The following is an 11982-nucleotide window of genomic DNA, read 5'->3' on the forward strand; positions in this document are numbered from 1 at the left end:
CGGAGCACGGTTAGTCGGCCATGGCGCAGCTTGGCCGATACCGTATTTTAAATAATCCGAAGCAAGAACAAAGAGGCACCTTGGAATCATTTCCAAAGTGCCCTCCTCGATTCATATATATCCAATCATAATTCCACCAAGGGCGCCAGTCAGAACGACGACCCAAGGAGGGAACTTCCAAAATGCAAGCATGGTGAACAACAAAAGCGCTAACGCAAAATCTGCCGGAGTCAGGATGGCCGTCGTCCAAAGCGGATCGTATAACGCAGCCAACAAGATTCCGACTACCGCTGCGTTAATCCCTGCCAACGCTCCTTGCACCTTGGCGTTGCTTCGAAGTCCGTTCCAAAACGGCAGCGCGCCGACAACGAGGAGAAATGCCGGCAAGAAAATCGCCGCCGTCGCAACCGCAGCCCCGCCGATGCCACCGGCCATCAAACCGAGGTACGCCGCAAAAGTAAATAAAGGTCCCGGAACGGCTTGGGTCGCTCCGTATCCGGCCAAGAAATCTTCTTGACTTATCCAACCGGTTGGCACGACCTCGCGTTCCAGCAGAGGCAGTACGACATGTCCGCCACCGAATACCAGCGACCCCGAGCGGTAAAAACTGTCAAACAAGGCAAACCATTCAATGTTCACCGTTTGTCTTAAGAAAGGTAACACAATAAGGAGGCCAAAAAACAAAACAAGACAACCGATAGCGAAAGGCTTGCCAATTGCAATTTGAATGTTCTGGTTACCTGTACCGGGATTCTTCTTGTACAGCCAAAGTCCCAGCAGGCCTGCCGCTACAATAATCAGCACTTGAGTATAAGCTGCCGGCCATAATAACGTAACCGTTGCAGCGGCGACTGCGATCGTCATGCGGTCCCGGTCTGGCGTAAGTTTCTGCCCCATGCCTAATATAGCGTGGGCTACGATCCCTACGGCCACAATTTTAAGTCCATGAATATACCCTGCATTCGCAATATCAAAGCCTTGCAGTAATAACGCAAAAAGAACTAAGGCGATCGCGGAAGGCAGCGTAAAACCCAGCCAAGCGACGAACCCGCCCAGGAGTCCAGCCCTTACAATCCCAATCCCGATTCCGACCTGACTGCTTGCAGGTCCGGGTAAAAACTGACATAGCGCTACAAGATCGGCATAGCTCCGTTCATCCATCCATTGCCGACGCCGAATGTATTCGTCGTGGAAGTAACCCAGGTGGGCGATCGGTCCGCCGAATGATGTCAGACCTAATTTCGTTGATACGCGAAGAACCTCCCATAAAGAGGAGACTTTCGTTGTTGAGATCATTCTCGGTCCTTGTTGCCCAGCGTCCACACGTATCGCTCCTGAATTTATTTTTTCGGGTACAGATTCTTCAATGCCTGTTTGTGAATCGGATTTATCTTCACCGCATCGCGTATGCTTTGGATTTGAGCTTCGGCCTCATCTACATCGCTGCATATCCCAAGAGAAAGCAATACGCCGGCGGCAACAGCGCCCGTACGTTCTCTCCCTGCCGCGCAATGAAAACCGACCTTGTGACCAGCTTTGTATTCGGCAACTACCTTCTCCACAGCCTCTTGTATGGCTGTCTCTTGGTTCGGTGCGGTCGACTTATCAACTAAAGGAGCTCTTACCCGGCGAATGCCCGGTATCGATTCGCCGTCTTCCGCCTCGGCCCGCAAATCAACAATAACGTCGCATTGTTCTTCCTCCGCCATAGATGGAGCGTCGGAGGCGCCGCCAATAAAAATCCGTTCATGAATCAGCGCCAGATATGATTTTTCGTTTCCCATGATAAATCCCCTTTACTTAAAATTAGTCATCGGATTTCTTGAAATAACTCGTACGCTTTAGCCCTGGCTTCTTTCAGCACTACGTCTCCCTTAGGAGTCGTCCTGTAGTATTTTCGAATTTTTCCGCCCACGTTCCGATCTTCCCGTTGCAATAAACCTGACGCCTCCATTGTTTTAAGTATCGGATACAGGGTGCCTGCGCTTAGTTTGTAACCATGCTCCTTTAGTTCCTCCAACATCCATATGCCGTATATCGGCTCTGCTTGGGCATGATGCAAGATGTGAATCTGGATAAACCCTAAAAATAACTTTCGGTAAATTTGTTCCTCCAAGTTGAACCCACCATTTTCGATTGTTGATATCGAGATGTGATATTATTGTACATAAATAATCGCTTTCCATTCAAGACGTTAACAAATACTTTAAAGTAACATCCTCAACTTCTGCTTCATGTGAGGGTTAACAAGAAATGCGTCAGAAACATCACAATGGCGACTAGAACGGTTTCTCGATAGGAACCATATTGTTAAAAAAGGGGACTCACGATGTTCCTGCTGCCGATACTTATGTCCTGTCTTTTCCTCGCAACGACTATGCTATTTGGAGTTGCTCAGGCAAAGGAACTTTCCACCTCCATGGTAAACACTCTTCGTCAAGGCGGTTATGTGCTTTATGTACGGCATGGGGAAGCGAATGTAGGCGAGGATAAACCCTTCTTTGCCATTACGGATTGTTCAACGCAAAGGAATTTAAGCGTAAAAGGCAAGGAGCAAGCCCGAAGATATGGTGAAGCGATTCGTAAACTCAACATACCCGTCCATCTTCCCGTTGAAGCAAGTCCGTTATGCAGAACTACGCAGACCGCGCAAATCGCCTTTGGCGAACGTAATGTAGCTATAAATGATTTTTGGTTAAAGATTTACGAACTTAGCGGCGACGCCGATCCTCAACAAATTCAGGAAACCATTCGAGCGTTTACAACCGCCGTTGAACCCAAGCCTCCTGAGGGAACGAACCGAGTCATCATAGGCCACGCCTTTCCTTCCGGGATTGGATTAGGGGATATCCCCAACCTGGGCACTGTCGTATTAAAACCTCTAGGGTTAGGCATGGGCTACAAAGTCGTTGGCAGCATGTCTTTGGAGGAAGTACTGCAGTTCGCCGGATTGCGTGAAACTGCAGTTACCAAAGGAATATATGACTCAATTCAAAAATCAGTTGTGAACGTTTCCCGAACAGGCAGGAATTTACCGATTGCTTCGCGAATGGTTTGTCCATGAAAGCAATCGGGGGGAACAACCAGTCCATGAGTACATCAAATGAAGACAAGGCCGCCAAGTGGCAAAAAACGCGGCAGTTGGGCAAAGCGAGATATGTCATGTACTACGGCGTTGCCATGTGTGGGATCTCGCTGGCGGTGCTGTTCACGGCAATCGAATGGCTCACGCAGCAAACGCTTACGCCGTCCTGGTTTACGATCCGCATCATCGTATTCGGGATTATCGGCTTCTTTATCGCGAACTTCCGTTGGGACGGAAACGAGCGCAAATACGCGCCGCGCCCGACGAACAAGAAGCGCTGAGCTGCGTAAAGAAGAAACAGACGGCCCGCCTCTGGCGCAGACGTCTGTTTTTTGTTTTCCTGCCGTATGGCTTACACCTTCTGCAACCGCGCTTCCTTCAACTGCTGCCGGATCTGCTCCCGAACGTCCCCGTAGCTCAGGACCTGCTCCTTAAACGCTTCCCTCGGATTCCAATGCGTCTCTCCCGCTTCGTCCGCGAACAGCTTCTCCGTGACATCGACGTAAGCGGCATGCAAATCATTGTCGTACCAATCGATGTCGCGGTCCGCATCTTTTTCCAGCACCATCACCATATCGTAATCGTTATCTTGCGACTCCTTGAACAACACCACCAGATGGTTATCTCTCCCTTTGACACGAACTTCGACATCCGCGCATAGCTGGTCGCCGCGCTCCAATACCCGGCGGCATACCGCATGTTCAATCGGATTCATAGCTATTCTTCCTTTCCGTCGCTTCGCTGCAGTTAGCTTCCCACTCCCGGAAACCGGCTATACCTTTTTATTTTAAATTAAAATAACACTTGACTTTAGTAAGTTACATGTTTTATTATACTTACATAAAGTAAGTTATTAATTTTGATTGACCCTATAACTTTTTCGCCAAATTAAAGGAGGCTTTATTTTTATGTCCAATGTACTTTTTATTAAAGCGAACGACCGCCCGGCCGATCAAGCCGTCAGCGTAAAGCTGTATGACACCTTCCTGAAATCGTACCGTGAAGCTAACCCGCAAGACCAAATCACCGAGCTCGACCTGTTTGCAGCCAACCCGCCTTATTACAATTCCGTCATGATGACCGGCCTGTTCAAGCAAGGCAAAGGTATGGAGCTGACTGCGGAAGAAAAAGCGGCGGCCGATGATGCCAACGCTTATCTGGATCAATTCCTGGCTGCGGACAAAGTCGTCTTCGCGTTCCCGCTCTGGAACTTCACGATTCCGGCTCAACTGACGACGTACCTGTACTACCTCTGCCAAGCCGGCAAAACGTTTAAATATACGGAGCAAGGACCGCAAGGTCTCGTTACCGATAAAAAGGTCGCTCTGTTGAACGCACGCGGCAGCGTTTATTCCGAAGGACCGATGACATCCATGGAAATGTCGCTGAATTATGTTAAAACGATCATGGGCTTCATCGGCGTAACGGACCTGACTACGGTCGTCGTCGAAGGCCACAACCAATTCCCGGACCGTAACGCGGAAATCGTGGAAGCCGGTCTTCGTCAAGCCGCGCAAGCCGCATCCACGTTCTAATTTCACAGCTTCGATACACCGTCGGCTCCTATCCCAGGAGCCGATTTTTTTTGGCTTTGCGCCTAAGTTGCACTCCGGGCGAATAGGATGTCCTATGGGACAAATCAGAAAATTTCCTCAATTTTTTGTACCTTTTCGCAAACTCGTATATGATAATGATGGGGCCTTCTTGCCCCCCTTCCACAACTTCACCATTGTTTCGCGAATCTGAATGAGAATTAAGGTGCGTGAAAAACTATGACTGAAGCCAACCCCAACATTTTGATTTTATACGCCAGCTACGGCGACGGCCATCTCCAGGTGGCCAAAGCGCTGCAACAGCGTTTTGCCCGCTTGGGAGTCGACCGGGTCAAGCTTGTGGACCTGCTTGCGGAGGCCCACCCCTTCATGAATGCCGTTACCCGTTACGTTTATCTGAAAAGCTCTACCTTGGGGCCGGATTTATACGGCTGGAGCTTTTATTTGACCCAGCATTTAAAGCACGATACGGCGTTTACAAAAATGCTGAACCGGTTCGGTACGCGCAAATTCAAGCAAATGCTGCAGGCCGAACGGCCCGATGCGATTATTTATACGTTTCCGCTGCCGGTCGTCTCCGGGCTGATATCCGACAACGGTACGGCCGTCCGGACGTATACCATATTAACCGACTTTGTCCTTCACCAGCGCTGGATTCACCCGGATATTGATAAATATTACGTAGCCACGGAGCAGTTAAAGCGGCAGATCGCCGCTTCCGGCGTGCCGGAGCACCGCATTGAGGTGAGCGGCATCCCGCTGCGCAGCCCGTTCAGCGAGCCGATCCGGCGGCAGGACGTCTGCCTGAAGCATGGCATCGAGCCTTCCAAGCCCGTCGTTCTCCTGATGGCCGGAGCCTACGGCGTCTTGAAGCACATCAGCCGGATGGGGCACGCGCTGCTCCGGTTGGACGAAATCGAGCTTGTCTTTGTATGCGGCAGAAACAAACCGCTCCAAGAGCAGATCGAAGCATCGTTTGCCGGGCATTCCCGCGTCCACATTCTCGGCTACGTGGAGCACATTCATGAGCTCATGGCGATCTCGTCGTGCTTAATTACGAAAGCCGGAGGCATTACGCTCTCGGAAGCACTGGCCATGCGTCTGCCGGTTATCGTCTTCCGCCCCCTTCCCGGCCAGGAGAAAGAAAATGCCCGCTTCTTGGCGCAGCAAGGAGCGGTCGAAATTGCGCAGCGCCCGGATGAGTTGACTTCGCTCGTGAAGCGGATCGTCTCTCTCCCCGGACAAACGGAACGAATGAAGGCTGCCATGGAGGAATTGTACCGCGGAGATGCGGCGGAGGCGGTCGTCTCGGATATGCTCGAAAGTCTCTCCCCTACCAGGACCGGACTTTTCGGCTAGAGCGGGAGGCTCGGCTTTTTGCTTGTCATACAGGAGGTGTTTAGGACAGGTGCTGCGAAAAATCGCAATGGACAAAGACGTACTGCCGCTTGCGCTCATTTTGTTTTTGGTCGAATTCGTTCGGGGCGCCTATCTGGTCTCCTTTTTACCGACCTATGCTACGGGTATTCTTGGTCTTTCCGTCGCCGTTGTCGGCGCCGCCGTGTCCGTCCATTACGTCTCGGATACGGCGATCAAATGCTTGGCCGGTTATTTGCTCGATCGCTTTTCGCTCCGGCTTATTCTTCATTCCGGTTTGTTCGTTTCGCTGCTCGGCCTGCTCGCCATGTACTACTTCCATCAGGCATGGGTGCTTATTGCAGCGGCCGCCGTATTCGGCATTGGCGTTTCTCCGGTATGGCTTGTCTGCCTCAGTAAAATTAAGGAGGAGAATCGGGCATCCCAAATGGGCATCCTTTATACGATATGGCTGGTCGGCTTAGGGTCCGGGCCGGTCGTTATCAACTTTTTGATCGATAAAGGATACCGGCTCTCCTTCTGGCTGATGGTCGGCTTGTGGGCTCTCGGATGGTTGCTGGCACTGCGGATGAAAAATGAAGTCGCCTCCAAGCAAACCTACATCCCGCTGAAACGTCAAGCGGAGCTGCTGTGGGAACGAATGAAAACGATGAAGCCGCTGCTTCCCGGCATGATTCTGCAAACGGCGGCCGCCGGCATGCTCGTTCCGATCCTGCCGAGCTTTGCCGCCAATACGCTGGGCGTCAGTCACAGCGGCTACTCGCTCGTCCTGATGGCCGGGGGCGCTTTGACAGTCCTGTTTCTGATCCCGATGGGAAAATGGTCCGACCGCTTGGGACGCAAATGGTTTCTCGTCTTCGGGTTCGGGGTGATGGCTGCCGCTCTCTTCCTTCTGACCCGGGTTACGGCGCTGCCTGCCGCCGTGCTGATCGCCGCAGTCCTCGGCTTTGCCTATTCAGCCGTCCTTCCGGCGTGGAATGCCCTTCTGGCGGACTATGTGCCGAAAAACCAGCAGGGCCTCGGCTGGGGATTGTTTTCAAGCGTGGAAGGGATCGGTGTCGCCATCGGTCCGGTGATCGGCGGATGGCTGGCCGCCGCGTTTCATGAACCGGCCGCCGTATTGACCAGTGCAGCTCTGCTAGGGGGGATTGCTTTGTTTTATTGTTTCGTTCCTGTAGAAAGAGTGATGGAGCATGGCTGAATCGATCACGATTCTCGTTATCGTCCTTACTTTATATACGCTGATCCCTACGTTTCTCATGCGCGTCTTCTCGCTGGGCGCGTACCCGAAAGAAAACACCGAGCACGGTATTGCGCTCACCTTCGATGACGGTCCGGACCCGAAATATACGCCGATTCTGCTCGACCTGCTGGCACGGCACGGTGTCAAAGCGACCTTTTTCGTGCTCGGGTCCAAGGCGGAGCGTTACCCCGAATTGATTCTACGCATGCACAACGAGGGCCACCTGATCGGGGTTCATAATTATGTCCACCGCACCAATGCCTTGATGATGCCTTGGAAGGTCAGAAAGCAAATTAACCGGACCGCCGAGGCGATCGAGAAAATTACCGGCAAGTCCCCTCAATTTTATCGTCCCCCTTGGGGGGTTGTGAACATCTTTGACTTTTTTCTGTCCCGGCGATTCCGCATCGTGCTCTGGTCGCTTATTGTGGGGGATTGGCTCAACCGGACGGGCAAGGACACCATCAAGGAGCGGTTGTTCGCCCAGCTTCAGAGCGGTTCGGTGATCGTGCTTCATGACAGCGGCGATACACTCGGAGCGGACCCGGATGCGCCGGAGCTCATGATCGCCGCGCTTGATGAATTTTTGACGGAAACGGCGCGCCGCGGCTTTACGTTCGTCCGCATCGACGAGCGGTTTCCGCTGAGCGAGCCGGAGGATCGTCTGCCTGCGGACCGGCCAAAGCGAAAACGATGGATTGCCGCGGTCTGGCTGCAATGGGAACGGTTCTTTCAATGGCTGCTTCATGTGCGGCCGATCGATCCGTCTAACGCGCTGCTCCAGTTTCGGCTGTGCCGGTATCATGGCAAACGGATTCCGCTGAATGACGGACAATTCATCGAACCGGGCGACCACGTCATGGAGCTTCACCTCGACAATGCAACGCTGCTCAGCCTCGGTACGCAAGCCAGATCTCCGATGCAGCTGGCCGTACAATTGATTCGCGCGATGGAGCGGTGTTTGCCGCACGTATCCGAACGGCTGGCCAGCGATCCGACGTTCCGTGACGTGAAAGGCTTATACGGCGTCTCGATCATTCATCGCGGCGCTTCGCAGCTCGGATTTACCGTTTCCGAACTGCCCAAGGGCATCTTTTTATTCTGCTCCAAGCTTTACTTGCGATGGCTGCTGTACGTCATCCACCCGCAGGGAAAGCGGAGACTGGATACGAAGACCGCGCTGCTGACGCCGAAAATGATTGCGATCTCCGCAAACGAAGTGCGCCGGAGATACCCGTCGAGCGGCTTCCCCAATCCGAAGCTGACCTCGAACCCGCTGACGGCCGGGAGAGGCTACGACGAAAGCATGTATCAAGGGATGTAAAGGAAGCTCCGCAAACAACAAAGAGCCTGCAATCGTGAAGATTGCAGGCTGTCAAGGAATTTATATATTAAAAAGGGGGTCGATTGTTATTATAGCCAAGGAACGTTAACGCACGATAAAATTCAGATTACAGTTTTGTTACATTTCAATCGTTATTGTAACTAGGCGTCGGTGTCTGGGGCCGGATCGCCGCCGATTTTTTTCTTCATGATCAGTTGAGCGAAAAACAGCAGCACCTCGTTATTCACGAACGATATTCCCAGTCCGAACAAACCGAACATCCGGGAAAACTGCTGCTCGGAGCCCGCAAAAACCGACGACCACCACCAGACCGCACCCGCCGTCAGCAGAACGTTGACCGCCGTCCCTGCCAGAAACGAAAGCAGCAGCTTCTCGGTCTTCCACATCATAAGAACCCCAACGAGTCCCGTGAATACAAATCCGGCTCCCAGCATGAGCCAATAAATCGCATCGTATGTCAAGGTAAGTCCCACTCCTGTTCAGTCGCATGTTTATCCCTTCCAAGGTTACCATGAAAGAAGAAGCGGTACAACCGGTTGCACGGTTCGCCGCAAAACTGTCAAACTCCCACCGTCTGGTCATCGACCTTCAAGAAGCGTATAATGGAATGGAGACCGATTCAGGAGGTGCCGATATGGCCAAAAGTCAAGCATGGAAAAAACGGCGGAAGCTGGAGCGTGAAGGCTCTCGCAATCCCGAGCTGAACCGCGGAAGCTGGCACGGCGTCGTTCCCGTCGAACGCGCGACCCCAACGCTGCACGAGAAACAGAGACGTTTAATGGATAAGCACAAAAAGAAATGGAACCGCACGCTGCCCCCGGACAGTGACGGTTCCATTTTTTATTGTTATACAATATCGGTACCGTTCAGACGCTGCTTCGCATACAGCGCGCTGCCGACGACGCCCGCATCTTCAATCCGTTCAGCTGGCTTGATGACGAGATCGTCCAAGTAGAACGAAAGCGTGAACCGCTCGATTTCTTTGCGCATCGGCGCGAACAATCGCTCGCCCGCCAGCGACCCGCCGCCGCCGATCACGATCGCCTCCGGGCTGAACAGCGGAATCGCAGCCGCCAAGCCCCGGCCAAGCAGCGTCCCCGTGCGCTCCATCACGGCAATCGCCGCAGGGTCTCCTTCGTCGTATGCGCGGGATACGTCCGCGGACGTCAACTGCTGAAGCTTGTCTCCGGCGAAACGCTCGGCCAATATCGTCGATTCGCCCCGCTGTACCGCTTCCCTCGCTTGGCGGGCAATGCCCGTCGCCGAAACGGCTGTCTCCAGGCACCCTGTCATTCCGCAGTTGCAATGGTAGTCAAGGCCCGGAACCGGGATGTGTCCGAATTCGCCAGCGCGTCCGCCGCTCCCGTAATACAGTCTGCCTTCGTTCACCATCGCCGCCGCGAGGCCCGTCCCGACCGTAAGGCCGAATACGTGCTTGTAGCCTTGTCCCGCCCCCGCTACCGCCTCGCCGTACACATACATTCGCACATCGTGGTTAAGGTAAACGGGCAGTCCGCCGAGATGCTTGCTCAGCTCCGACGTTATCGGGACGTTTTTCCAGCCGAGGTTGACGGCGAGCACCGACACTCCATTCACATGATCGACGAACCCGGGAATCCCGATGCCGACCGCCTCCGGCGATACGCCGGCCTCCGCGATCAATTCGCTGACGGCCTTCCCCAGCCGCTCGATCACATCCTCGCTGCCCCGCTGCGCCTCGGTCGCCACCTTCGTCATGCGCAGCGTCCGTCCCGTCTCGTCCGTCAAGCCGCAAACCATATTGGTACCGCCGATATCGATTCCTACGTAATGTTTCACCGGATCTCCTCTTTTCTTTGCGTTTCGCTCTAGTAATCTCCCCATCAGAGGACGGGAGCCGCCGGCTCTGCCAAGTACAGCGCGATCCCCTGCTCTTCCAAATACCGCTTCAGCTTCTCGTCAGCCGGCTGGTTCGTGATACAGCCCTGCACGGCCGTCAGTGGCGCAATGCTGAATAGCGAAGTCCGGCCGACCTTTGTATGGTCGAAGACGGCAACCGTCCGGCGCGACCGCTTCAGCATCAGCCGGGCGATGTCGGCTTCCTGCTCGGAGAAGGTGGTCAAGCCCTGCTCCTCGGTAACGCCGTCGACGCCCAAAAACATCATGCCGATGTTGACGCTATCCACAATTTTCTCCGCAAGCGGACCGCACAGCTCAAAGCTGTTGCTCCGCATCACGCCGCCGGTCAATACCACCTGAATGCCGTCGCTCTCGGACAGCTCCATGGCGATGTTCACCGCGTTGGTCACGACGGTGATGCCCCTGCGCAGCTTGAGCTCCCGGGCGATGAGAAACGTCGTCGTGCCCCCGCTCAGCCCGATGACGTCGCCTTCCTCCACCAGCGAAGCGGCCTTGGCCGCGATGGCTTCCTTTTCCAGCCACAACAGCTCCTTCTTCTCGTTGAAGGGGACTTCCCTGCCGGCGGACGGAGACGGCGTATCCAGCTGCGCGCCGCCCAGGCTGCGGATAAGCCCGCCTTGCTTCTCCAGCAGGTCCAAGTCGCGCCGGGCGGTCGCTTCCGAGCATGCGAACTTGTCAATGATCTCTTGAATCGTAATTTTTCCTTGGCGTTTCAGCAAGTTCATAATCTGCTCGCGCCGCCGGTCGCCCTTGCTGAGCATCTTTCCGCTCATGGCGTCCCCTCCTGTCGTTCCCATCCGTTTGACAATCTAATGAAATAATAAATCATTTTTTTGACGATATCAATCAATTTCAATCAAACGGAAAGAAGGGGGCGTTGCGGGCGAACGTTGCTAAGCTGTTCCAGGGAGCGGCGAGCGCGCGGGACCAGCTTATTGCACCAGGTCCCACTCGTGAATCTCATAGCGGCGGGCGCCGTGAAGCACGTATGGGTCGTTCTCCGCCCAAGCCGTCGCTTCTTCCAGCGACTCGGCCTTATATATGACCATGCCGCCAGCGCCGTCCGTAAACCGTCCGTTGGCGAAAATACGCCCTTGACCGCGCAGCGCCTCCAAATAAGCCAAATGCTCGGGACGGTAGGCCGCGCTCTTCGCTTCATCGAGCATCGGCAAAAACACAACGAAATGCTTCATTCTGGAATACCCCGTTTCTGTATTATAATGACGGGCCGGTTATTCCGGACCGTGAGCTTGTTGAGAAAGTGGTGAATTGAGGTAATAGAGGTGTACGAGGGGGTGGGGTATCTACTTCCGATCGCTGTTGTCAGCGGGAAATTTTGATTGAAGCCGCTGAATAGCGGGTATTTCCCGCAGACAAAGGCGAGCGCTATCGCTTCTCCAGTAGATACCCCACCTACGTATACATCTCTTTTTTTTGTAAAACCCACTTTCTCAACAGCCTGACGGGCCGGTTATTCCGG

At 53.8% G+C, this 11982-nt stretch carries 14 protein-coding genes; 6 read left to right on the plus strand and 8 right to left on the minus strand.

What is annotated here, in order from left to right:
* Window positions 1-111 precede the first annotated feature (111 nt).
* The 3 genes from QJ48_RS31780 to QJ48_RS31790 are packed head-to-tail and all read right to left on the minus strand — an operon-like array spanning window position 112 to window position 2116.
* Window positions 112-1296, minus strand: a complete 1185-nt coding sequence (locus QJ48_RS31780; RefSeq protein ID WP_054977349.1) for a chromate transporter — start codon at window positions 1294-1296, stop codon at window positions 112-114.
* Window positions 1297-1340: 44 nt separating this feature from the next.
* A complete protein-coding gene (locus tag QJ48_RS31785; RefSeq protein ID WP_054977336.1) occupies window positions 1341-1784 on the minus strand; it encodes a dual specificity protein phosphatase family protein in 444 nt (147 codons plus the stop codon).
* 26 nt (window positions 1785-1810) lie between these two features.
* The gene (locus tag QJ48_RS31790) at window positions 1811-2116 is read right to left on the minus strand and encodes a PadR family transcriptional regulator (RefSeq protein ID WP_054977337.1); all 306 of its coding nucleotides are present in this window, start codon (window positions 2114-2116) and stop codon (window positions 1811-1813) included.
* A gap of 213 nt (window positions 2117-2329) precedes the next feature.
* Between QJ48_RS31790 and QJ48_RS31795 the strand changes: the two genes are divergently transcribed.
* Together QJ48_RS31795 and QJ48_RS31800 are read left to right on the plus strand one after the other, a co-directional pair.
* Window positions 2330-3064 carry a histidine phosphatase family protein gene (locus QJ48_RS31795; protein ID WP_063858213.1) on the plus strand — a complete coding sequence of 245 codons (735 nt, stop codon included), beginning with the start codon at window positions 2330-2332 and terminating at the stop codon, window positions 3062-3064.
* A gap of 26 nt (window positions 3065-3090) precedes the next feature.
* Window positions 3091-3366, plus strand: coding sequence for a hypothetical protein (locus QJ48_RS31800; protein ID WP_054977350.1), 276 nt, complete (start codon window positions 3091-3093; stop codon window positions 3364-3366).
* A gap of 71 nt (window positions 3367-3437) precedes the next feature.
* On the opposite strand, the gene QJ48_RS31805 is transcribed toward QJ48_RS31800, so the two are convergent.
* Window positions 3438-3800 carry a hypothetical protein gene (locus QJ48_RS31805; protein WP_054977338.1) on the minus strand — a complete coding sequence of 121 codons (363 nt, stop codon included), beginning with the start codon at window positions 3798-3800 and terminating at the stop codon, window positions 3438-3440.
* 193 nt (window positions 3801-3993) lie between these two features.
* On the opposite strand from QJ48_RS31805, the gene QJ48_RS31810 reads away from it, so the two are divergent.
* The 4 genes from QJ48_RS31810 (at window position 3994) to QJ48_RS31825 (ending at window position 8582) form a co-directional block, all read left to right on the plus strand.
* Window positions 3994-4620 carry an FMN-dependent NADH-azoreductase gene (locus QJ48_RS31810; protein WP_054977339.1) on the plus strand — a complete coding sequence of 209 codons (627 nt, stop codon included), beginning with the start codon at window positions 3994-3996 and terminating at the stop codon, window positions 4618-4620.
* A 237-nt stretch (window positions 4621-4857) separates the two neighbouring features.
* A complete protein-coding gene (locus tag QJ48_RS31815; protein ID WP_054977340.1) occupies window positions 4858-5997 on the plus strand; it encodes an MGDG synthase family glycosyltransferase in 1140 nt (379 codons plus the stop codon).
* Complete coding sequence (locus QJ48_RS31820) at window positions 5927-7216, plus strand: MFS transporter (protein ID WP_337589645.1); 1290 nt, start codon at window positions 5927-5929, stop codon at window positions 7214-7216. The genes QJ48_RS31815 and QJ48_RS31820 overlap by 71 nt, the downstream gene beginning before the upstream one ends.
* Window positions 7209-8582, plus strand: a complete 1374-nt coding sequence (locus tag QJ48_RS31825) for a polysaccharide deacetylase family protein (RefSeq protein WP_054977341.1) — start codon at window positions 7209-7211, stop codon at window positions 8580-8582. The genes QJ48_RS31820 and QJ48_RS31825 overlap by 8 nt, the downstream gene beginning before the upstream one ends.
* A 161-nt stretch (window positions 8583-8743) precedes the next feature.
* Here QJ48_RS31825 and QJ48_RS31830 read toward each other — a convergent pair whose 3' ends face one another.
* The 4 genes from QJ48_RS31830 to QJ48_RS31845 form a co-directional block, all read right to left on the minus strand.
* Entirely contained in the window at window positions 8744-9064 is a 321-nt protein-coding gene (locus tag QJ48_RS31830) for a hypothetical protein (RefSeq protein WP_054977342.1), read from the minus strand.
* Between the two features lie 385 nt (window positions 9065-9449).
* On the minus strand, window positions 9450-10421 hold the full coding sequence (locus QJ48_RS31835) for an ROK family protein (protein ID WP_157261823.1): 972 nt from the start codon (window positions 10419-10421) through the stop codon (window positions 9450-9452).
* A 44-nt stretch (window positions 10422-10465) separates the two neighbouring features.
* Complete coding sequence (locus QJ48_RS31840) at window positions 10466-11275, minus strand: DeoR/GlpR family DNA-binding transcription regulator (protein WP_054977344.1); 810 nt, start codon at window positions 11273-11275, stop codon at window positions 10466-10468.
* 159 nt (window positions 11276-11434) lie between these two features.
* Window positions 11435-11695: a YciI family protein gene (locus QJ48_RS31845; RefSeq protein ID WP_054977345.1), complete on the minus strand. Its 261-nt coding sequence runs from the start codon at window positions 11693-11695 to the stop codon at window positions 11435-11437.
* Between the last annotated feature and the right edge of the window lie 287 nt (window positions 11696-11982).

The organism is Paenibacillus sp. A3, from assembly GCF_001399685.1.
Classification (GTDB): domain Bacteria; phylum Bacillota; class Bacilli; order Paenibacillales; family NBRC-103111; genus Paenibacillus_G.